Raw genomic sequence first — 22,849 nt, 5'->3', positions numbered from 1 at the left:
CTCATTTTTGGCTCTTTTTTCTGTTCTATTTGTCTTTTGCTGGCGCTGGCCGTGTCGGAAGGGGTTGGCGCGCCGCATGTCGCGCCGCATCCTGATCGGAGGCAGGCACTACCCGTTCTCATGCTCTATGGAGTAAACCTCAATCGGGACACCGGCAACGGCGAGTTCCAATTTGCGACCCCGGATGCCGGCAGTTGGGGGAATCTGTTTGAATGCAGTGGCAGTGACCAGGATTTCCCCAGGGCCCGCGATGTCTTCGCCTATTTTACAGGCGCAGTTGACCGAATTACCGAAATAGTCGGGGCCGCCGATGAGCAGGACGTCGCCATAGTCAATGCCGATGGAGACGCGAATGTCGAACTCGTCTGCGGTCAAGATGTTCAGGGCAAAGAAGGCCGTATTCAAGGCAATGGCGGCGCGCACCGCCGAGAGCGGGTCGTCGAACATGGCGAAGCAGTTGTCCGCCTCGAATTTGACCACCTGGCCGCGGTATTTCTCAACAATGGGCATTGTCGTCAACTGCATGCGGCGCACTATGGAAAGGTAATGCACAATCCCGTGCCGGGCAGACAGCAGGGAAAACCCCGACATGTCCATTACGAACACTGCCTTGATCTTTCCGAACTCTTGCCACAGCGTAGCTTCGATCTTCTGCCGTTTGTCCCGCTCGTTTTCCTGGGCATAAAGCAGGAGTAAATCTTTAAAACGCGTGTCCATAACATGCCTCGCATTCCAGACGCCGGGTTGGGCAGCGCCTGCTGCGGGCGTCAACGGCTCATGACAACTCTTCTGAACCGAGATTATGCCACATCCTCAACTATATCTGTCATACAAAGTTCTCGTTCTTGAAAATAGAAAGCTCTTGTAAACGCATCAAGGTGTAGGCCCTCTTGGGGACGGACACATGGGTCCGCCCCTAAAAATTAAATACGGTAAACTGTGGGGGGCCGCCGAGAATGGGGACGTTAGGGGAGCGCTTCGACACGGATCTTAAACGACGCTTCAAACTGCCCACCCGGCGGGACCAGCGTGAGACCGTGGCCACTCGTAAGGGCGCTGGTTGGTGCGGTCATGGGCTCAAGCGCAACGTAATCTTGGTCCTTGGGCCCATAGACCTGGGCGTACCGGTAGCCTGCCAGCAGCTCCACGGTGATGCGGCGGCCGGCCCCGGCGAGGGAGAACGCGGGGCGGTCCTCGAGCACAGCAAAGCCATTGTCGAAGTCAAGCTCCCCGAGTTCGGCATCAAACCCGCCAAAGGGCTCCTCTGAACCGGTGGGTATGCCGCGCGGGTCGAGCCCCAGCCTCCGCATGGGAGGCAGTTTCAAACGCCACTCGGCCCGGGGCAGCCCGGGAAGCACGAAGTAGGGGTGGAAGCCAAAGCTCACCGGCACCGGGCCGTCGAGACCGGCGGAAAGCTGCGTTTTAAGGGTCAGGCCAACGGGTGAGAGCGTCACCGCCATCTCGAGCCGGTGGGGAAACGGGAAGACCGCCAGGAGCTCGCCTTGGGTCCAGGCGAGCCGGGCCGTCAGACCGTTTGGGCTGGATTCAGTCAGCTCCCAGGCGAGGCGGGACCAGGGCACCCCGTGAATCGGCAGGCCGTGGGCGTCGAAGTGCAGGAAGGGCGAGGCCGGGTCTAGCGCCAATTCCCGCCCGGCGGCGTGATAGCGGGGGCCTGCCAGGCGGTTCGCCCAGGGATGGAGAAGCGGGATACCGGCGGTGCTCCCCTCTGCGGCTGCGGTCGTAAGGTCTTGGACGCGTCCCAGGAGCTCGACGCCGCGGTGGCGCAACGAGGCACCGAGCATCCCATAGCCGGGAAGGAAGACGGCTTCCAGATCGCCCGCGTTGAGGGTGCGGGCGGCTGTATCGTTTAAGAGGTTTGGGTGGCCGGCGTTATGGCCTCCAGTTCCCACGTGCATGGCTGATTTCCCCGGTCAGTGAGATCGCCGGTGACTCCGAAGTTGGCTTGTACTCGCTCACCCCTCACCCTCTCCCACAAGGGGAGAGAGGATAAGGAAGGAACTTTGGGCAAGCCCTCTGCCTCACTTCGCCGGTTTCTCCAAGTGTCCACCGAACTCGAAGCGCATCGCGGACATTATTTTATCCGCAAAGTCTGCCTCACCCCGGGAGCTAAAGCGTTCGTAAAGCGCCGTGGTGAGCACCGGCGCGGGCACGGCCTCATCGATGGCCGCCTTGATCGTCCAGCGTCCTTCGCCCGAATCCGAGACCCGGCCGGCGAACTGGGACAGATCCGGGTCCTTAAGCAGGGCGGCCGCCGTCAGGTCCAACAGCCACGAAGCGATCACACTGCCACGCCGCCAGACTTCGGCGATATCCCGCAGGTTGAGATCGTACTGGTAGTTTTCGGGGTTGCGGAGCGGGGTGGTTTCGGCATCGACGGCCTGCTGCTGCTTGCCGGCGTTGGCATGATGCAGAATGTTAAGTCCCTCGGCATAGGCCGCCATGATGCCGTACTCAATGCCGTTATGCACCATTTTGACAAAGTGGCCGGCGCCGTTGGGTCCGCAATGGAGGTAGCCGTGCTCCGCGGTGCCGCCGATTTTCTCCCGGCCCGGAAGGCGAGGGGCCTCTTTCACGCCGGGCGCCAGGACGGCAAAGATGGGATCGAGGTGCTGGACAACCGCAGGCTCGCCGCCGATCATCAGGCAATAACCGCGTTCTAAGCCCCAGACGCCGCCGCTGGTGCCGCAATCGACGTAATGAATCCCTTTGGGAGCAAGCATTTGGGCTCGCCGGATATCATCGATGTAGTAAGAATTGCCCCCATCGACAAGGATATCATCTTTCTGCATCCGCGCCGCCAGATCGTCCAAGGTTTGATCCACCACCGCGGCAGGCACCATCAGCCAGATTACCCGCGGCGGCTTGAGCTTGGCCACCATTTCGTCAAGGGAGGAGGCCGCAAACGCGCCGGTCTGCTTCGCAAAGGGTTCCCTCGTGGAGGCATGGGCGGAATAAACGATCACTTCGTGTCCTGCGGCCATCAAGCGGCGCACCATATTCCCGCCCATTCTGCCAAGGCCAATCATCCCGAGTTGCATAGGCGTCTCCTTTTGAGTCGTCAAATTGCCGCCTTAAGCTTCCGGTAGCGGCGGATCAGGGTGTTCGTGGAACTATCATGGCCAAGTTGGGGTTCCGCCGGGCTCTCCAGTTCGGGAATAATGCGCTGGGCCAACGCCTTGCCCAGCTCAACGCCCCATTGGTCGAACGAGTTAATGTTCCAGATGGCGCCCTGGGTAAAGACGCAGTGCTCATAGAGCGCGACGAGTTTGCCCAGGTTTGAAGGGGTTAACTGCGCTGCGAGGATAGTGTTGGAAGGGCGGTTGCCCTGAAAGACCCGGTGGGGCACGAGCCAATCCGGCGTTCCCTCAGCTTTGACCTGCTCAGGCGTCTTGCCGAAAGCCAACGCCTCGGTCTGGGCGAAGACGTTGGCCAGGAGTATGTCGTGGTGCCGGCCCAGGGCGTTGAGCGGCCGGCCGAAGGCGATGAAATCACAGGGAATGAGCCTGGTGCCTTGATGGATCAACTGGTAGAAGGAGTGTTGGCCGTTGGTCCCCGGTTCACCCCAGTAGATGGGGCCAGTCTGGTAGGTGACCTCAGTTCCCTGAAGGATGACGTGTTTGCCGTTGCTCTCCATGGTGAGCTGCTGCAGATAGGCCGGAAAGCGCTTCAGGTACTGCTCATACGGCAGGACCGCCACGGTCTGGGCGCCGAAAAAATTATTGTACCAGATGGACAAAAGGCCCATGAGCACGGGCAGATTGCGTTCGAACGGGGTGGTGCGGAAATGCTCATCCATCTGATGGAAGCCGTCCAACATACTGTTGAAGTTATCCGGGCCGATGGCCAGCATGGTGGACAGGCCGATAGCGGAGTCCATGGAATAGCGCCCGCCGACCCAATCCCAGAACTCGAACATGTTGGCGGTATCGATGCCGAACTCCTGCACTTTCTCCGTGTTCGTCGAGACCGCGACAAAGTGCTTGGCCACTGATTTTTCGTCGCCCCCAAGACCAGCCAGGGACCAGTCGCGGGCTGTGTGGGCGTTGGTCATGGTCTCCAGGGTGGTAAAGGTTTTGGACGAGATAATAAAGAGAGTTTCCGACGGGTCAAGATCCTGGACCGCTTCCGCAAAGTCAGTGCCATCGACATTTGAAACGAACCGGAAGGTCATGGCGCGCTCGCTGTAATGCTTGAGCGCCTCGTAGGTCATCACCGGCCCGAGGTCGGAGCCCCCGATGCCGATGTTGATGACGTTTTTAATCCGCTTACCGGTGTAGCCGAGCCACTCGCCGCTCCGGACGCGGTTGGCAAAGCCGGCCATTTTGTCCAGCACGGCATGGACCTGGGGCACCACGTTTTCGCCGTCGACGATGATGGACGCGCCTTTCGGGGCGCGTAGGGCCACGTGCAGGACGGCGCGTTTTTCCGTAATATTGATCTTGTCGCCGTGAAACATGGCGTCGAGGCGCGCTCGCAGGCCGGACTCTTCAGCCAGTTGCAGGAGCAGCTTGAGGGTTTCGCCGGTGACCCGATTCTTGGAGTAATCCAGGTAGAGGCCCGCGGCCTCGACGGTCAGACGCTCGCCGCGCTGGAGATCGTCAGCAAAAAGCTGCTTGAGATGCACCTCCCGGACCTGCTGATAATGGGCTTGAAGGGCCTTCCAGGCCGGGCGGTCCAAGAGTGGGGCGCTTGCCGCGTTCATGTTCGTGCTCCTTTCGTTTCCTCACGGGCTGGAATGCCTGTGCTCCCGGCGATTTAAAGTAGCCTTCTAAGAATCTGCCAGGGCGTTGTTGACGATCCTCTGAGCCTCAGCCACCATGGCGTCCAGATGGGCCTGGTCCTTGAAGCTTTCGGCGTAGATTTTGTAGATGTTCTCCGTGCCCGACGGCCGGGCTGCGAACCAGCCATGCGCGGCCATGACCTTGAGGCCGCCGATGGGGGCGTTGTTGCCCGGCGCGTTGGTCAGCTTGGCCGTGATGAGCTCGCCGGCCAGCTCTGAATCCTTGACGGCTTCGGGGGACAACTTCGCCAGCTTCGCCTTTTGCGCCGGGGTGGCGGGCGCGTCAATCCGCGTGTAGTATGGCGTGCCGAACTCCGCGGTCAGCTTCTGGTAATGCTCGCCCGGGTCAAGGCCTGTGCGGGCGGTAATCTCCGCGGCCAAGAGGTTTGGGATCAGCCCATCTTTATCCGTCGTCCAGACAGAGCCGTCCCGACGCAAAAAGGTCGCACCCGCGCTCTCCTCGCCGCCGAAGCCCAGCGACCCGTCGATAAGTCCTTCCACGAACCACTTGAAGCCTACCGGCACTTCAACCAACCGCCGGTTTAAACGGGCGGCTACCCGATCAATCATGCTGCTGCTCACCAGGGTCTTGCCCACGGCCACTGTTTTCGGCCACTGGGGCCGGTTGGCGAACAAGTAGGCTATGGCCACGGCAAGGTAATGGTTGGGGGGCAGCAAGCCCTGGCTGTGGCTGACGATCCCGTGGCGATCGGCATCGGTGTCGCTGGCAAAGGCCACCGCAAACCGGTCCTTGAGGCCGATCAGGCTCGCCATGGCGTAAACCGAGGATGGGTCCATACGGATTTGACCGTCCCAGTCAACGGTCATGAACCGGAACGTAGGGTCGACGCTATGATTCACGACCTCCATATTAAGGTGGTAACGTTCGGCAATGGCATCATAATAGGCCACGCTGGCGCCGCCCAACGGATCGGCCCCCAGATGCACCTTGCTGTCTTGAATTATCTGCATATCCACCACTGCGGGCAGATCATTCACATAGGCGTCAAGGAAGCGATGCGGATGCGTAGTAGCGGCTTTGCGGGCGCGCTCAAACGGGACTCTCGCCACCCCTTTCAGGCCATCGGCGAGGAAGGTGTTGGCCTGCTGTTCGATCCATTGGGTCACCTGGGTTTCCGCAGGCCCGCCGTTAGGCGGATTGTATTTGAAGCCGCCGTAGCGCGGCGGGTTGTGCGAAGGCGTGATGACGATGCCGTCGGCCAGGCTAAACTTTCGCCCGCGGTTGTAGGTGAGAATGGCATGGGACACCACGGGCGTCGGTGTGTAGCCCCCGTCTGCGTCGACCATGACAGTGACGCCGTTGGCCGCCAGGACTTCAAGCGCGCTGGCAAAGGCCGGCTCGGAAAGGGCGTGGGTATCGATGCCCATGAACAGCGGCCCATCGATATTCTGCTGCTTGCGGTAGAGACAGATGGCCTGGGTGATCGCCAGAATATGCGCCTCGTTGAAGGCGTTGTCCAAAGATGAGCCGCGATGTCCGGAGGTTCCGAAGGCAACGCGTTGTGCCGGCACCGTCGGGTCTGGCTGCTCCGTATAGTAGGCCGTCACCAGCCTGGGAGTGTTGATCAAGATCGCAGGTTCGGCAGGCTTGCCGGCGAGCGGGCTGACTTCCATAATCGGTCCTCCGTAAATATGGGCGCGAAAATACTCCCTAATCTACCGGGCACGGCTTGACGTTCCAGATGTCGGCGGCGTACTCGGCGATGGTGCGATCGCTGGAAAATTTTCCGGAGCTGGCCACGTTCAAGATAGCCATGCGGGCCCAGGCGTCCGGATTTGTATACAACTCGCCCAGGCGCTGGTGCGCTTCGCCATAGGACTTCAGGTCCGCCAGATGCATGTAGTAGTCCCCGTGCGTCAAGAGCGTATCGATAAGGGGTGCAAAAACGCCTCGTTCATGGGGGCTGAAGTGGTTGAAGATGATCAGATCCAGCGCTCCCCGGGTCTCAGGCTCGTGGTCATAGTGCCAGTGGGGATTATACCAGCCGCGGCTGTCGGCCACCTGCTGGGCGGTCAGGCCAAACAGGAAGAAGTTTTCCTCGCCCGCCTCGGCGGCCATCTCGATGGTGGCGCCGTCCCGGGTGCCGATGGTAATGGCCCCGTTCATCATGAACTTCATGTTGCTCGTGCCGCTGGCTTCAAAACCGGCGGTGGAGATTTGTTCGGAGACGTCGCTGGCGGGGATCAGGCGCTCGGCCAGGGAAACGTCGTACTCAGGCACGAAGAGGACCTTGAGGCGGCCGGCCATGACCGGGTCGCTGTCGATGGTGTCGGCCAGGTTGTTGATGAACTTGATGATAACTTTGGCCAGTTGGTAGGCCGGCGCGGCCTTGCCGGCGAAGAAGAAGGTCCGGGGCGGCATCTTAAGGTTCGGGTTCTCCCGCAGGCGGTTATAGAGCACCAGGATGTGCAGGGCGTTGAGCAGTTGCCGCTTGTATTCGTGGATGCGCTTGACCTGGCAATCGAAGATGGTGTCCGGGTCTACCGTCTGGCCCGTGGATGATTTGAGCCAAGCTGCGAACTGCAACTTGGCCTCGCGCTTGGCCTGGTGGAAGGCGTCGCGGAAGCCCGCATCTTCGGCGAGCGGTTTGAGCTTGCTTAATTGTGCAAGGTCGGTGATCCAACCGTCGCCGATGGCCTCGGTGATAGTGCGAGCCAGCGCCGGGTTGGCCAGCAGCAACCAGCGGCGCGGGGTGACCCCGTTGGTTTTGTTGCTGAAACGCTCGGGAAACACCTCGGCCAAATCCTTAACGGTCTTGGTGCGCAGCAGCTCGGAATGGATGGCGGCCACGCCGTTGGTGCTATGGGTGCCGACGATGGCCAGGTTGGCCATGCGAATCTTCTGCACCGCGCCCTCCTCGACGAGGCTCACGCGCTCCGCCCGCCCCTCATCATCGGGGAAGCGGGTCCGCACGTCATCAAGCAGACGCCGGTTGATCTCATAGATGATTTCCAAAAGCCGCGGCTGCAAGGTTTCAAACCAGGCCAGCGGCCATTTCTCCAGGGCTTCGGGCAAGAGCGTATGGTTGGTGTAGGCCAGGGTCCGTTGGGTGAGGTCCCAGGCTTCTTCCCACTTCAGGTGGGCATCGTCCAAGAGAATCCGCATCAACTCGGGGACGGCCAGAGAGGGGTGGGTGTCGTTAAGCTGTATAGCCACTTTTTCGGGGAGCGTGCTCCAATCGGAGTTGGTGCGCTGGAAACGGCGGATGAGATCGGCCAGGGAGCAGGCCACCAAAAAATACTCCTGCACAAAGCGCAATCCCTGCCCCATGCTGGTGGAGTCGTCGGGATAGAGCACCCGGGTGAGAGATTCGGCTTCCAGGCTTTCGGCCAGGGCACTGACGAATTCGCCGTGGCTGAATTGCTCAAAATTGAAGAAATCGGGCGCCGCGGCGGCCCAGAGGCGCAGCGTATTAATGGTCTTGCCGCCGTAGCCCACTATGGGGCGATCGTACGGGATACCGTACAGACTGGAGGTCTGGCCGGGGATGGCGCACAAGGTCCCGGAGCAGACCTCGAAGGAGCTGTTGAGCTTCACCTCCACCTGCTCATGCGGACGGGCGATCTCCCAGGGGTCCGGATTGCGGAGCCAGTTGTCAGGCTTTTCCTGTTGCCAGCCATCTTTGATGGACTGTTTGAAGATGCCGTATTCGTAGCGCAGGCCATACCCCATAGCCGGGAGCTGCATGGTGGCCATAGAGTCCAGGAAGCAGGCCGCCAGGCGTCCGAGCCCCCCATTCCCCAGACCGGCATCAGGCTCTTCTTCCAGTAATTCATACCAATCGATGTTCCGCCGCTGGGCGATTTTTTTCACCCAGGGATCGAGCAGGAGGTTCGTGACGTTGTTGGCCAGGGAGCGCCCGATGAGGAACTCCATGGACAGATAGTAAATCCGTTTGGGGTTGACCCTCTCGTAGGTGTCCCTGGTGAGCACCCAGCGCTGGGAGAGGACATCGCGCACCGCCCGGGCCGCGGCTTCAAAACGCTCCCGGTGGCCGGCAGTCGCCACATCTATAACGTTGTCGAAGAGGAGATGCCGCTCATAGAGCCCGTCCTTCCCCGTAAACTGAATCAGGCCGCAACCGTATTGCCCTAAAAGTCTTGCCAGCGCCTCGTCGGGTTCCGTTGAGGCCCGGAGGGGCTCCACGTTCTTTTCCTTTTCGCTCATCGTCGCATCCTTTCCGGACTCAAGCTAATAAATAAACATAAGATCAACTGTCGGCACTTTAAAGTGATAATGTGGCTTGCAGGTTAGAAAAATTATTGTTTCGCATTTTTTTCGGGTCGGCGGGATGCAGAAATATTTTGACAATACTCGTATAAACGGTTGCTGAAGCCCGGCTCTTCAAATCACTGGCGGACTGCGGTTGAATAAGAAAAAACTTTTTCACAATCAGGATAAAATCAAATCCTAGTGAGGATACATTAGTTTACAAGTAAGTGCCCGGTTGCCCCAAATGCGTGGAGTTGGCCAAGCGTACGGAAGCTGCGGCCCAGGCCTAGGCCGGGGATTTTGAAGTGGAGAAGGTCTCCGAGCTCAGCAAAATTATGGCCTTCGGGATCTTCACCACCCCGGCCCTGGTGATGGATGGGGAAGTGAAAGTGGTGGGTCAGGTGCCTAGCGTGGACCAGATAAAAAAAATTATCGGCTAACGAAGTTAAGGGGCGCAGCTCATGCTCAAAGTCTTATTTCTCTGTACGGAAAACGCCTGCCGCAGTCAGATGGCGGAGGGTCTGGTTAACCATGATCTGGCCGGTCGCGTGCAGGCCTGGTCCGCAGGGGTGCAGCCCGGCCGGGTCAACCCCCGGGCCATCCAGGTCATGGCGGAACTGGGCATCGATATCAGCCAACACCGTTCCAAGTCGGTGGCTGAACTGGCAGGGGAGCAGTTTGACCTGGTCATCACGCTGTGCGACCAGGCCCAGCAACAATGCCCAATTTTCCCCGGTGACACTGAGATCATGCATGTAGGTTTCCCGGACCCGGCGGAAGCCACCGGCACCGAAGCAGAGATCATGGTGGTCTTCCGGCAGGTGCGGGACGCCTTGCGGGGTCGGTTGGTGCCGCTTCTCAAAGAAAAATCATGAGCCCCCGCGGGGTTACTGCCCCAGGTTGATTACTCCGAGCAAAATGAAAAGGACCGGAGGATTCGCCTGCCCTCCGGTCCTGGTTTAAAACTCGGGAACCTGAGCCCCTATTTGACCTTGAGGGCAAGGGTCACGGTGACCTGGGTTGCATCCTTCTGGGACCCAGGGAATTGCAGGCTCCGGAAAGCCGCAGCCAGGCAGCTTTCCAGCCCTTGGCTCGCCAGAGGCGGCTTACCGATCGGGTCAGCGCTTACCTTGCCGTCGGTCCCCACCGTAAACACCAGGGTGATGGTCGCCGGGAGCATCAAGCCGCTCTTGACCGTATCCTGACAGCACCGTTCCAGCTTGGCCACCTCATTTTCCAGGACCTTTTTCACCGCCGCCGGGGGCAAATCTCCCTTGGTCTGGATATCTTGGAGGGTGACGGTCACGCTTGTTTCGGAGGCGGCCACGTCATGACTGGGCTTGGTAGCCTTCGATTTTCTTACAAAGGCTTCTTCGGGCAACCGGCTTGCCATCATGCCTTTGGTTCCCCAGGGGGCGCCGGGCGCCATGGCCGGCATGGCCTGCCCAACGGCTGAGTCCGAGACTCCTTCCGGCAGGGGCAAGGGTTGCTTCACCGTGACCACCTGGCCGTCGGCCCGCTTGAGCTTATCCACCGCCACAAACGAAGTATAGGGGGTCATCAGGCTATATTTCAGGCCCAAAGCCGTAACTTCCTTCACCACCTCTTGATTATCCCGTTCCAGGGAGGCGAAATCCACCAGATTCATGATACGCTGCCGGGCCCAGAGGAACCGCAGGGCGGCGTTTTCCGGGGACGCCTTGGCTTCCGCCAGGTTGATCTTGCGCTCAAAGGCGCCCTGGGCCGTCTTGCCCTTAACCACAATGGCTCCCGTGGGGCTGCCCCGGTATTTGCCCAAGATGGTGATGGGCCTTAAGGCGAACAGGTCCGGCACTGCTTTCGGTTCCACGTCGAAGGCATCGAAGCCTTCGAAGGCGATCCTGATGTCCGTCAGCACCGGGTTGGCAATATAGTTACGGAACCTGGCGGCCTGTTTGGCGGCCTCGCCGCCATTGAGGACCACGAAAGATTCCCCCATACCGGCCCGGGCCATGCCTTCAATGAGGTGACGGTTGACCGAGGTGCCGATGCCGAAGGCAAACAGGTTGGCGGCGCCCAAATTATCGCGAATCAGTTGAAAGACTTGGGGTTCAACGTCCACATAGCCGTCGGTGGCCACCGTCACTATCCGGGAAACTCCCGGGGTGCGGGGCAGAGCCAGGGCCTGCTGCATGGCCGGGACGATGTTGGTGCCTCCCCCGCCAGATTGAGCCTTGATGAAATCCAGGGCCTTTTGTTTGTTAGCCTCCGTGGCCGGCAGTGAACCGGAAGGCGATAAGGTCGCCGAACCGCCGGCAAACAGGAGAACGTTCATGGAATCTTTGGGCGTAAGTCCCTTAATGATGTCTTGCATCAGGGCCTTGGTGGTCTCCAGGGGGAAGCCGTACATGGACCCGGAGACGTCGACGATGAAAATATATTCCCGGGGCAGCACTGCCTGAGACGCCACCTTGGCCGGCGGCTCCATCATCAACAGGAAAAAGTTTTCATCCTGGCCGGGGTAAAGGAGCAGGCCGGTGTCGATTTTTCCGCCGGCCAGGCCGTAGCGCAGCACAAAATCCTTATTGCCCGCGGTCTTCTCATCCTTGATTTTAATCTTAGCCGCAGTTTTGCCGGAGTAGCTGATCTCCACATCATGGCTGGGGCTGGCCAGTTTGTCGATGGGCACCGGGCTCAACAGTTCTACGTTGAGGCCAAAGGTATAAGGCGGCGGCTGCCCTGCGTGGAGATAAGGATTCTTGACCCACTTGTCGGAATCCGGGGCTCCCGCCGCCGTTTTGGTGGTATACCGGGGCCCCACCACCGTGGGGTAGACAAACTCATAGACCTTGTCCTCCGGCTGCAGGAGTTCCATGTAGGTGAGTTCCACCTTGATCTCATCATTCGGCAAGATATTGGCCACATTCATCTGAAAGACGTTGGGCCGCTGCTGTTCCAACAGCGAGGCGGTCTTCCCCTCTTTTTTAGCCGTTTGGTAAGTTTCCCGGGCCTTTTGCCGCTCCATGATCTCGGCTTGAATCACCCGCTCCCCGATGGTCATACGCATGGCATGCACCGCGGCCCGGGTCGACCCCGGGAAAACATAGAGGGCCTCCAGGGTTTTCTTGCCGGTATTGCGGTAAACCTGGGTGATCTTGACTTCCGCCACCGTTCCGGCGATCCTCACGTCGGCTTGGGTGCTTTTTAAAGGCATGACGTCTTTTTCCGGATCGTCGCTGACGACCATAAAGTAGGGCGACAGCGTCTTATCCGGGTCTGATTGGGCAGATGTTCCGGTTTCTCCCAGAGGCCGTGAGGCGATGGCGGTGAGGCAGCCCACAAGTAACACCAGTATGGCGACGAGGGTACGCGAGGTTTTGAGCATGGCTAACTCCTGTGCAGGTAAGTGTGCTATAGTGCTTGATCCGTGCGGTTAATGAAAATCGGTAACTTCCATTTGTTGAATTAGATCAGGCAAGCGAAAATTTGTTAATTTTATTATCTTAAAGAAATATTGCTTTCAAATTCGGACAGAGTCAATAATCGAATCGGGTGCATCCAACCCCTGAAGCTTAGTTCAGCGGCCCAGAGAGCTTGGCGAAAGATATGGCCACAAAAATCCGAAAAGATACCCTGCTCTTGGTTGCGATGCTGATGCTCCTGGTTTACGGAGCGGTGGCGACAATGACCTGGGCCGGGTGGCTGGAGAGACCGGAAGAGATTTATTACGATCTCTGGCACCAGTTGGCCGGGCTGCGCTATCAGCCTCAGCATGTGGTGATCGTGGCCTTGGATGAGGCAACCCTGCAGGAACATCCGACTGAGCCGCTGGTGTCTTGGACGCCCCATTTTGCCCGGGTGATAGAGGTCTTGCGCCGGGCGGGGGCCAAAGTTATCGGCATGGACTATCTCTTTCAGGTCAGCATTACCCCCTGGCTCCAGACCCTGGATTTACCGGCAAACCACCGCAGCCTGAATTATGACGGCCCCTTCAAAACACAGCTCGCGTCGGGCCAGGTCGTCCTGGCTGGAAATCTATCTGTCGATGAACATCAGAAGAGCACCATTACCCTGCCCATAAAGGAGTACCTGCTCTCCCTGCCCCGGCAGAGGCTGGACGTGGGGTTGATCAATTTTTACAATGATGACGACGGGGCGATCCGGCGTTTCGTGCCGGCGCTGGCCGATGACTACGGCCAGGTCGGGCTCACGTTCGGAAACCTGCTGGCCCTGCGAGCCGCAAATCGGGACCCGGCCGCCACCATCGCACTCCTGACCCATGATCCCGTCCTGAAGCTTTGGTCGGGCGTGGACCCTCAGGGGATTAATGCCACCACCTTTCCCATTATCGGCTTTGCTGGTCCGCCGGGCACCTTTTCCCGCCTCTCCATGCAGCGGTTTCTGGCCTCCGGCGCCGAGGACGACCCGGCTATCAAGGCTCTCAAAGACAAAATCGTCATTATCGCCTATGAACCGGCGGCGCTGCAGGATAGCCATCCCACCCCGTATTCCCTGAGCCTGTGGACGTGGCAGGGCAATGACATGAGCGGTCCTGAAATTCACGCCAATATCATTGAAACCCTGCTCACGGGGAGATTCCCCCGGCCGATACCCGGGTATCTTGCCGCATTTTATCTTTTCGGCATGGTGGTGTGCGGCAGTATGTTATTTTATCGGCTGTCCCCCCGGGGTGGGCTGGCGGCAGGGTTAGCGTTATGCATCCTGGCCGCGTGCGCGGCCTACCTGCTGTTTCGCCAGTATTGGCTGCTGCCCACGGCTAACGCTCAAGTGGGGGTCATGGTCAGCTATATGGGTATTTTGGGGATAAAACTGACGGGAGAGGAGCGGGAGCGGGCCCGTATCCGGAAGATCTTTTCCCGGTATGTCGCGGATGAGGTGGTGGAGAAACTGCTGGCCTCGGGCAAGTTGCCGGACTTGGGGGGCGAGGTATTTCAGGTAACGGTACTTTTTTCCGATATAAGAAATTTTACGACGATTTCCGAGAGTCTGGGGCCCCGCCAGGTGGTGGAGATGCTCAACACGTATTTAAGTCAGGCCTGTGAGCCCATTTTGGCCCAAGGCGGCACGGTGGATAAATTTATCGGCGATGCCGTGATGGCGGTATTTGGCGCACCGGTGCCTTATCCGGACCATGCCCGGCGGGCCCTTAAAGCCGCTTTGGAACTGGCCCGAACAGCCCAGGAGTTTCGCACCTGGATGAAGCAGCGTTTTGGCGATCTTTCGCTGCCCGAGTTTGCCATCGGCATCGGCCTGCATACCGGCGAAGCCATTGTCGGCAATATCGGCTCCCCCAAGCGTTTGGAGTATACCTCCATCGGCGATACGGTTAACGCCGCGTCGCGCCTGGAGTCTTTAACTAAAGAATTTGGCTGGACCATCGTTGCCAGCCACAGTACCATCGAGGCAGCCCCGGGGGTGGTGACCGGCAGGCAAGAGATCCGTACGGTGAAGGGACGCCAGGCGCCCCTGGAAGTCTTTGAGGTCCTCGGCTTGAAAAGCCCCGATAGCAATGATGAGATTAATTGAAGGAGGCCTTATTATGCGACATTTCATGGGAATTTTCTTCAAGGGAGCGGTGGGCCTGACGGCAGCCCTTATCATGGCGGCAGCCCTTCCGGTCCAGGCGGCATCAACCCCGGATCAGGCGTCTCTTTCATTTGGGGTCAATGCCGCGGAATCCGGGTTAGTGCTCCTGGCTCAAAACACCGAGCCGCCTAAAGAGAAGCAACCCTCTCCGCCCCCGCCTCCGAAAGAACAAAAAGAATTAAAAACCATGGGAACGCCGCCATGCCCTCAAATGGAGCGCATGGAGAAGCGCGGCTTACCCGATGATCCGGAAAAAGCCGGAACCAAGAAAATCGGTGGTCAATCCATCAGGGCCAAGGAAACTCCCGGAGGGGAATGAGGCGCGGCACAAGGTCTATGCCGTAACTCATCAAACCTAAAGGGAATTCCCTGAAGCCTAAGGAAAAGACGCTAGCCTAATTGCGGCGCTTTTTTGAGGGCACGGAAAATGATGCCATAAGTTCTGCCTGCTCAAAAGCGCGGATTACCTCGCGCTCATAGGCCGTGGTGCTGGAAGCATTATACACGCGCAAAACCTTCCTGATATTCCCGTTGTATTTCTCCAACAGTCTGGCCAGGACCGCCGCCCCGCCCATGATATTCTCCCTGGGGTTATGTGCGTCCACCCCGTACTTTTTGGCGGTGTCCTTGTGCAGTTGCATCAGGCCGTAGCATCTCCCTTGCCCCGATTTCGCTTCCGGGTCATATCTCGATTCGATGGCGCAGACCGCTTGGATGAGGTAAGGTGAGATCTGGTAGCGCTGGGCGGCTTCCTTGATGTAGTTCCAGTACTCCTGCTTAAGGTACAAATTACCTATACGAGGCGGGGTCTTGGGCCAGGGTTGGGCGAAGGCGGTTGTGGTCAAAAGTAAAAATATAATTAAAGTTTTCAAACTTATTTCCTCCTGTAGTTCGGTTTAATAAATTTCGAGCGCGAGCTGGAGCAAGAGAATTGGTAAGGCTCAGGGAAGTGAAGGAAGGTCTGCCCGCTTGATAGCTGACAATGAAGCAGCTGGTATGGGAATTTAGATGTTATCTTATAGCATTAAAAATGATGCAGCGCAATATATATTGACATAGGTTCCATATCCTGAGGGTTCGCCTACTTCGGAACCGCTCCGAAATTCCGAACGGAATTCATGGCTAAGGCGCTTCATTCCTGCATGAGCGGTTATTTCGGCCCTTTCATGGACGTGCAGAAAAAAAAAGACCTTTTTCACGCGATTGTCTTTTCTCTGAGTGTTTTTATCGTTAAAATCATGCATTATAAACTGATATTGCGGCGGCAAGTCGTATTCGCCTTTGCCAAATTTTAGCCTGGAGGTCTTGATTGTCCATTCGGATATTTCCCCCCCTGCTGGCCACCGCCCTTGCGGTGGCGCTTGCCCTGACCGGCAGCACGAGCGACCGGCGCGGTGATGTGGAAGCGGCCCAAGCCGCGCCAAAAGAACCCGCGGCCGCGGTTGCCCCGGTTACCCCAGTCCCGGCCGCGCCATCTCCCACAACCCCGGCTGCACCACCTGCCGCGGCAACTCCGGCCCCTCCTGTCGCCCCAACTGCTGCGCCTGGCCCTGCCGCTCCGACGGCCGCGGTCCCTGCGGTCCCCGCAGCCCCCGTAACCCCAGCGGCCCCGGCCACTCCACCAGCGGCACCTTCAGCCCCGACCGCCACTCCCCCTATGACCGCTCCGGAGCCAGCCGGCACAAAAGAGGCGAAACCTGTCGAACCGAAGGCTCCCAAGATCGCGTACCAAGCGGGTGAGGACCCTGAGTATGCGAAACGGCAGGGCTGGCCGGTGAAAACCCCGCCAATTCCGCCGGGTGCGATCCTTCCGGAGAAGCGCATCGTCGCTTATTACGGCAACCCGCTTTCCAAGCGCATGGGGGTGCTGGGCGAGTACCCCAAGGAGGAGATGCTGCGGCGGTTGAAGGGGGAGGTGGCCAAGTGGCAGAAGGCCGATCCGTCGTTACCGGTGCAGCCCGCCTTGCACCTCGTCACGGTGGTGGCCCAGGGCGCACCGGGCAAGGCCGGCAAGTACCGGATGCTCATGCCGGACAAAGTCGTCAACGAGGTGTACGGCTGGGCTAAAGAAACGAACGCCATCATGTTCATCGACATCCAGACCGGCCATGACAACATCCGCACTATCCTGCCGCGCTTCGAGTGGCTGCTGAAGAATCCGGACGTCCACCTCGCCATAGACCCGGAGTTCAACATGGCCCAAAGCGGCAGGGTACCGGGGACCAAGATCGGCACCTATGACGCCGCAGACGTCAACTATGCTTCCGGCTACCTGCAGGAACTGGTGAAAAAGTATAATATTCCGCCCAAGGTGTTCATTGTGCACCGCTTTACCCGTAAAATGGTCACCAACGCCAATAAAATCGTGCTTCGCCCTGATGTGCAGATCATCATGAACATGGACGGCTGGGGCGCCCCCTGGCTGAAGCGGGATTCGTACAGAGATTACATCGTCAAAGAGCCGGTGGAGTATACCGGTTTCAAGCTGTTCTATCACAATGACACCAAGAAAGGCGACGCGCTGATGACGCCTCAGGAGGTGTTAAAGCTGAACCCGAAGCCGATTTACATCCAATACCAGTAAGAGCGGCGCGCACGCCGACGCCCAAGTCAAAAAAGGGGAGGCTATCTAGTCAAGATAGCCTCCCCTTTTCTGCGCGAACTCGGGCCTCGCCGCGGGATTAGGACCCGTGCGCCGCGTCGCCCTTGGTGGCGACGGCCTTACCCTTCCCCATGGAGAATGATTCCGGCCCAAAAATAGGGATGCGGCTCATGCGACCGTACTTGTTGGCGAGCCGTCTGCAGGGCCTGGAGTTTTGATTTTCCCTCTTTTAGAGATTTATAGAAGACTGTGTAGAATTTTAAGGATTCCTCCACGGGAATGTTCCATAGCGTTACCATGACGCTACGGGCTCCGGCCTGCTCAAAGGCCCGGGCAAAATTGACCACGCCTTCCCCTTGCATGACCTGACCCACCCCGGTCATGCACGCGGCCAGACTCACCAAGTCGGCATCCAACTGGAATTGCATAACTTCATTGAAGGTGAGCATGCCGTTATCCGGGGCCTTATTCTCTACCTGGGTCAAGACCAACACCGGTTCCTTGATGCCGCCCAAGTTGTTGGCCAAAAACCCGTGAGTGCCAAAGAAGAAATACCGGTACTGGTTGAGGCGGACCCGATGCAACTCCGTCTCGGTGGCTTCCACGTCCAGCAATACCTGGGGCGGCTTCGGGGCTTCGCCGAAAAGGCGGGCCAATTCGGTCACCGTCTGGCGGGTCTCCGGCAGGGGCGGGAAGGTGACCCGGCCACCGGTTGCGGACATGGTCAGGGCCTTATCGCCTTGAGACTGGATCAGCTCTCCGGCCCGGCCCTGTCCCGCTTTGAAAGCCTGATAACGGGCGCTGCCGGCATCATAGATGCAATCTCCCAAGGCAAACAGGGGCTTGGGAGCCCGGGATAAACCCAGGTGCCGGTTCAGGGCGAGAATGGCCGCGGATTGGGAGTAGGTCACCGGCCAGCGGTCTCCCACCAGCACACTCTTTGGCCAATCCCGCGCCTGCTGCACCACCAGGGCCTCCAGAGGAAATGCACCCAGAACCCCATCCGGAACGATGATCAGATGCTGGCCTGGTGAGATTCCGGACAGAGCCGGGGCCAGAAGCTGACCATACAGAGCCGCGGCTTCGGCAACCGAGAAGCGCTGCAAATCTTCCCGCTTCAGCCCGGGGTTCCGGAAGGGGGCCAAGAGGGCTCCCAGGCGTTTTTCCAGGTCTTGCCGGGTAACCGCCAGGCGGAAGATCTGGGTGCGGCCGCCGGGTTCCACCTGAAACAAATAGCTTTCTTTATCCCCCAGGACATATTCCAGCAGGACTTCTCCGGATTTTAACGGCAGTTCCTGGGACGTATACGGCTTGGGATAATACAAGGCCGCATAGCGGGGAGCGCGCCGGCGGAGTTCCTCAACCAAATCCACTTGTTTTTTCCCCAGATCTTTCTGCTCCTCCAGATACACCGCTATATCCCGCATTATGCCTACATGTGGCGAATAAACGTCATCCCATCTGCCCTTTAGGGCTTGCCACTTGCCCTGAAGCTGCTGTTCCTTGGCCGCCAAATCCGGTGGAACATCTTTGCTCAAGCCGGTCCGGGCCTTGGTCGCCATGGCCTCCAGCAGGGCGCGGCCTTTGATGGACTCGGCAAAATAAAAGGCCGCGGCTCCCGTGTCTTGGCCATAAATTCGGAAAGCCGCAGGGAGAGGCTCACCCTTTTGGGTCATCTCTGACAATAGGCCCATGAGAGCCAGGTATGATTGGTAATAGCCCTTTATTATACCGGCCTGGAAAAAGCTGGCCCGTTCTCCCGGCGTACGGGTCCGTAACTCTTCGATGGCGTTGATGGCTTCCAGGTACGCCGCTGCGGCCTCGCCCCGGCGGCCCAACCCTTGGAGCGCCTGGCCCCTTTGGGTAAAATACATGGCGAAGATTTGTGGCCGAGCCCTCGCTTTGAGGTCCATGGAATCAAGGGTTTCCAAGGCCTGGGCATAGCGTCCGGTGGAGAGATAGACTTCAACCAGTCCGCCCAGGCCTTGGCTGCCGACTTGGCCTTTGTGGAAAGAGGCCTCGGCTTGGGCGTAATCCTTGCTCCCCTGTTGCACTATGCCCAGGATGCGCTGGCTTTTGGCAGTCTCGGGATGGGTGGGTCCCAGGGCCTTTTCCTTAATTTTAATAGCCTTCTCCACCAGGGGCCGGGCCTGATCCAGGGCGCCCTGCTGTTGGTAAATCATGGCCAGGATGTCCATAGTTTCAGCGGTCCTGGGATTATCCGGGCCTAGAACTTTTTCCCTGATCTGCAAGGCCCGCTGGGCCACGGTCAAGGCCTGGGCATGGGCGCCCGTCTGGCGTTTCAAATTCGCCAAAACGGCCAGGCTGCCGGAGGTTTCCAGGGCATCCGGCCCCAGGACTTTTTCCCGAATGGCCAGGGAACGCTCCACCAGGGGCAACGCCTTGTCATAGGCCCCCACTTCAGTGTAGGCCCGCCCCAGGCGGGCCAGGGTGTCCGCGGTCTTGGGGTCCTCCGGCCCCAGGACTTTCTCCCTGATCTGTAAGGCCCGCTGATAGAGGGTAATGGCCATCAACCACCGCGGGATGAGTGTCTCAATGTTAGCCAGCCTCTGGAGGCTGCCGGCAACTTCAGGCGCCTCAGGCCCCAGGCGGCTTTCTTGCCGGTTGAGAGCCATTTGGGCAAGCTTAAGCGCCTCCTCGATTTTCCCCGCTTTGATCAGGTTATTAATCCGATCAGAAAGATTCCCATGCTCCCCTTGGGCTTCTGGAACCTCGATTCCTCTTTGGGGATCGAAATTCATGCGGTCCCCGCGGGTTCCACTCTGCCCACTCGCCGTCTCGACGTTCATGATGCCGAGACCTAAAAACATCACTGTGCAGACGAATATGGTTAGCCGACGCATAACCTCTCCCTGCTTTGCTGATGGATTAATCCTGTCAGGCCCACAAAAGGCTTTTGGGAACTGATTGTGCCATCTGCGTACTTAATATTCAATTGCTCAAAAAATTTTTCTTATTCACCCCTTACTCTGACCCTGACCCACAAGGGGAGAGGGGAATGAAGGGAAAGAACTTTTGGCAATCGCTATGTGCACTTCCACCTGACTAAAACCGACGCTTCACATGGACAAAATGATCACTCAGGGATGGCGTTTTGGTGTAGTGTCGGTTCATTAACTTTCTTAAAAAAAAGAAAACTTTTCATTGACCTTTTTCGAATGTTGATTAATAATCGCGAACACTCAGCCGATTCCATGGAGGGAATCAGGCCGCTCATTCCAAGGAGAGGATAATGCCCACCATCACCATCCGCCTCGACAACCTGCCAGCGTGTTGCCGTCAATGCCTTGAAAAGTGCCCTGAGTGCATGCTCAGGGCTGAACTATGGCGCCAAGCCACATGGCAACTCTCGCAAGAGGCGCCCCAAAAATCGCCTCGCTTTCAGGTGGAATACCAGATGGAGAATCATAGCTCTGCGCTCGCCGAATTACAACGCAGGAGACGTGAGTCTAATGAGGAAACCATCCTCCATCGTGCCCAAGGGGCGCGCCGGTCCAAAAAGTCGCGGTCAGGCTAAGGCCGGAGGAAGGCCGGATAAGTACTGGATTTCATAGAGATGCCGCCCCTGGCGTGGGCAGTTTGCGCCGTATCTTTATTGCCCCGCCAGGATCTTTTCTACTTCATCCCGGATGCGCTCCGGGAGGAGGGCTCCGGCGAAGCGTCCCTCACCGTTGATATAGATCAGCGGGCTGGGGTAGGACAGGGAGCAGAGCAGCGCCGTTTGAGGCAGGCTCGGCCCCCTAACGTCATTCAATACATTGATGTACTCCACCTGCACTTTGCCGGGGAACGCGGTGTCCAGGGTCATGGCCAGGGCCCTGGCTTGCATCTCCATGCTGACCCCGGCCAAGGGGTCGTCCGCTTCGCCATGCTGGTGGTGGCCGCCACAACCGCAGGCGCAGCTTGTGCCCTTGGCCGCGGGAGCATCATAAATAACCACCTGTATCGGGTCCAGGGGCATGCCACACTCCTTCGAAACTGCAACCATTAAAATGTCGTTCTCCGAGCCCTATGGCTGCACCGGTTATGCCCTGCAGATAACTGCGGGCCCAGCGTTCACGGATTTGCCCTTAAGTTAAGAGCGTGAGCAGCCTGCTGCCAGTCCTTGCCCCATATTTTTTCGTAGCCGCAAGCAGCCATGGAAACATGACGATCGGAAGGTGGTTGGTAAAGAGGAGAAAAGGCAGGGCGGCCTCTGACCCTGCCTTTCACGGTTTTTCATGGGGGTGTTACTTTTTTAGGGCCTCGGCGTAAATCTCCACTGCATGTTTCACCGTGATCCGCATCCCGGCCTGGGACAGCATGTCGGTGATTTGCAGCATGCAGGCGGGGCAGCCCGTGGCCACCACCCGGCTATGGGATTTAACGATGTTGTCCCGTTTACGTGTGCCGATGGCCGCCGAGGTCTCATAGTGCTGGAGATTGAAGCTGCCGCCGCAGCCGCAACACCAATCGGATTCGGACATCTCTTTCAGGACATATCCGGGGTTGGCCTGGAGCAGCACTCGGGGCTGGGCCGCCACCCCCAGGGATTTTTTCAGGTGGCAGGGATCGTGATAAGTGATGGCGATCTTGCCGTCCTCCGAGCCTGGCGCCGCGGGCGTCACCCCCACTTTATCCACCAGAAACTGGCTGATATCCAGGGTGCGGGCCGCCAGGTCGGCGACCTTTTTCTGCTCTGCTAGGCTCGCGTCCTGCATCATGAGCGGCCAGAGTTTTTTAATGGTGGAGCTGCAGGTGGCGCAGGCCGTGACCAGATAGTCGCAAGGCACGGCTGGATCATCCAGGAGTTCCAGGTTGAGGCGGACCAGTTCCTGGAAGGTTTGAGTGTCGCCGCTGGACAGGGCCGGAATGCCGCAGCATCCCTGGCTGGCCGGCAGATAGACACCCACGCCGTGGTGCTCCAATACGGTGAGCGTTGCCTCCCCCACCTGAGGAAAGATTTTGTCGATGAGGCAGCCCACAAAGAAGGCTACCTTGAGGCCTGAGGCCCCGGGCGCGGTGTCCCGCCGGGGGATCTGCCGGTGCCAGGGCACGGGGGCCAGGGCTTTAAAGTGCCGGTCGGCCAGGAGCGGCGACATGAAACGGGCGCATGATGAGCCCAGTAAGTCATCCACCGGCTTGACAAAAATTCCCTGGAACTTGGCGCCCCAGGCCAGGATGCGGTTGAACCAGTCCGGCTTGCTCAATAAACCCCGGAAGATGGCTTTCTTCACGGGAGACAACCCCAAATAGCCGGCCAGGATGGCCCGGGCCTTGATAAAAATATCCAGGACTTTGACGCCGCTGGGGCAGTTGGCGGCACAAGAGCCGCACAACAGGCAGCGGTTCAGATGATCCTGGACCCCCTGGGGATTCTTGAGGATTTCTTGGGCCAGGCCGTCCAGGAGAGCCAGCTTGCCCCGGGCCACATCGGCCTCCCGTCCGGTTTCGGCGAACAGCGGGCACACCGCCTGGCACAGGCCGCAGCGCATGCACGAAACCAGTTGGGCTTCCAATTCCTTCATGAGCCGGGCCAGCTCTTTGATGCTGGACATATTATTCTCCTCATGAGCGATCAGCCGTCAGCTGGAAAAATCCTTGGCGATGGGGATAATTTCGTTTT

General features: G+C 58.7%; 17 protein-coding genes. 6 read left to right on the top strand and 11 right to left on the bottom strand.

Annotation, left to right across the window (positions count from 1 at the left end):
* Positions 1-108: 108 nt before the first annotated feature.
* From WC600_04200 to WC600_04175, 6 genes are all read right to left on the bottom strand, one after another.
* Positions 109-717, bottom strand: coding sequence for an adenylate/guanylate cyclase domain-containing protein (locus tag WC600_04200; GenBank protein ID MFA4901927.1), 609 nt, complete (start codon positions 715-717; stop codon positions 109-111).
* Positions 718-965: 248 nt separating this feature from the next.
* Complete coding sequence (locus tag WC600_04195; protein MFA4901926.1) at positions 966-1,916, bottom strand: aldose 1-epimerase; 951 nt, start codon at positions 1,914-1,916, stop codon at positions 966-968.
* A gap of 123 nt (positions 1,917-2,039) precedes the next feature.
* Positions 2,040-3,059: a decarboxylating 6-phosphogluconate dehydrogenase gene (gene gnd / locus WC600_04190; protein MFA4901925.1), complete on the bottom strand. Its 1,020-nt coding sequence runs from the start codon at positions 3,057-3,059 to the stop codon at positions 2,040-2,042.
* A gap of 20 nt (positions 3,060-3,079) precedes the next feature.
* Positions 3,080-4,723 (bottom strand): glucose-6-phosphate isomerase, encoded by a 1,644-nt coding sequence (pgi, locus tag WC600_04185; GenBank protein MFA4901924.1) that lies wholly within the window; start codon positions 4,721-4,723, stop codon positions 3,080-3,082.
* A gap of 66 nt (positions 4,724-4,789) precedes the next feature.
* Complete coding sequence (gene pgm, locus WC600_04180; protein ID MFA4901923.1) at positions 4,790-6,436, bottom strand: phosphoglucomutase (alpha-D-glucose-1,6-bisphosphate-dependent); 1,647 nt, start codon at positions 6,434-6,436, stop codon at positions 4,790-4,792.
* 37 nt (positions 6,437-6,473) lie between these two features.
* Positions 6,474-8,990: a glycogen/starch/alpha-glucan phosphorylase gene (locus WC600_04175; GenBank protein MFA4901922.1), complete on the bottom strand. Its 2,517-nt coding sequence runs from the start codon at positions 8,988-8,990 to the stop codon at positions 6,474-6,476.
* A gap of 350 nt (positions 8,991-9,340) precedes the next feature.
* On the opposite strand from WC600_04175, the gene WC600_04170 reads away from it, so the two are divergent.
* Together WC600_04170 and WC600_04165 are read left to right on the top strand one after the other, a co-directional pair.
* Positions 9,341-9,475, top strand: coding sequence for a thioredoxin family protein (locus WC600_04170; GenBank protein MFA4901921.1), 135 nt, complete (start codon positions 9,341-9,343; stop codon positions 9,473-9,475).
* 21 nt (positions 9,476-9,496) lie between these two features.
* Complete coding sequence (locus WC600_04165; GenBank protein ID MFA4901920.1) at positions 9,497-9,910, top strand: arsenate reductase ArsC; 414 nt, start codon at positions 9,497-9,499, stop codon at positions 9,908-9,910.
* A gap of 107 nt (positions 9,911-10,017) precedes the next feature.
* Here the strand turns inward: WC600_04165 and WC600_04160 are convergent, their stop codons facing one another.
* On the bottom strand, positions 10,018-12,399 hold the full coding sequence (locus WC600_04160) for a VIT domain-containing protein (protein ID MFA4901919.1): 2,382 nt from the start codon (positions 12,397-12,399) through the stop codon (positions 10,018-10,020).
* Between the two features lie 221 nt (positions 12,400-12,620).
* Between WC600_04160 and WC600_04155 the strand changes: the two genes are divergently transcribed.
* Positions 12,621-14,561 (top strand): adenylate/guanylate cyclase domain-containing protein, encoded by a 1,941-nt coding sequence (locus tag WC600_04155; protein MFA4901918.1) that lies wholly within the window; start codon positions 12,621-12,623, stop codon positions 14,559-14,561.
* 13 nt (positions 14,562-14,574) lie between these two features.
* Positions 14,575-14,940 (top strand): hypothetical protein, encoded by a 366-nt coding sequence (locus WC600_04150; GenBank protein MFA4901917.1) that lies wholly within the window; start codon positions 14,575-14,577, stop codon positions 14,938-14,940.
* Positions 14,941-15,016: 76 nt separating this feature from the next.
* Here WC600_04150 and WC600_04145 read toward each other — a convergent pair whose 3' ends face one another.
* The gene (locus WC600_04145; GenBank protein MFA4901916.1) at positions 15,017-15,493 is read right to left on the bottom strand and encodes a transglycosylase SLT domain-containing protein; all 477 of its coding nucleotides are present in this window, start codon (positions 15,491-15,493) and stop codon (positions 15,017-15,019) included.
* Between the two features lie 437 nt (positions 15,494-15,930).
* On the opposite strand from WC600_04145, the gene WC600_04140 reads away from it, so the two are divergent.
* On the top strand, positions 15,931-17,205 hold the full coding sequence (locus WC600_04140) for a hypothetical protein (protein MFA4901915.1): 1,275 nt from the start codon (positions 15,931-15,933) through the stop codon (positions 17,203-17,205).
* Between the two features lie 137 nt (positions 17,206-17,342).
* Here WC600_04140 and WC600_04135 read toward each other — a convergent pair whose 3' ends face one another.
* Positions 17,343-20,087 (bottom strand): tetratricopeptide repeat protein, encoded by a 2,745-nt coding sequence (locus WC600_04135; GenBank protein MFA4901914.1) that lies wholly within the window; start codon positions 20,085-20,087, stop codon positions 17,343-17,345.
* 389 nt (positions 20,088-20,476) lie between these two features.
* Here WC600_04135 and WC600_04130 point away from each other — a divergent pair, with 389 nt between their 5' ends.
* Positions 20,477-20,761, top strand: coding sequence for a hypothetical protein (locus WC600_04130; protein MFA4901913.1), 285 nt, complete (start codon positions 20,477-20,479; stop codon positions 20,759-20,761).
* A 75-nt stretch (positions 20,762-20,836) separates the two neighbouring features.
* Here WC600_04130 and WC600_04125 read toward each other — a convergent pair whose 3' ends face one another.
* Positions 20,837-21,232 (bottom strand): hypothetical protein, encoded by a 396-nt coding sequence (locus WC600_04125; protein MFA4901912.1) that lies wholly within the window; start codon positions 21,230-21,232, stop codon positions 20,837-20,839.
* Positions 21,233-21,473: 241 nt separating this feature from the next.
* Complete coding sequence (locus WC600_04120) at positions 21,474-22,781, bottom strand: (Fe-S)-binding protein (protein ID MFA4901911.1); 1,308 nt, start codon at positions 22,779-22,781, stop codon at positions 21,474-21,476.
* Positions 22,782-22,849 lie beyond the last annotated feature (68 nt).

Source organism: Desulfobaccales bacterium, assembly GCA_041648175.1.
Taxonomy (GTDB): domain Bacteria; phylum Desulfobacterota; class Desulfobaccia; order Desulfobaccales; family 0-14-0-80-60-11; genus 0-14-0-80-60-11.
This window is presented reverse-complemented; position numbering and strand designations above follow the sequence as displayed.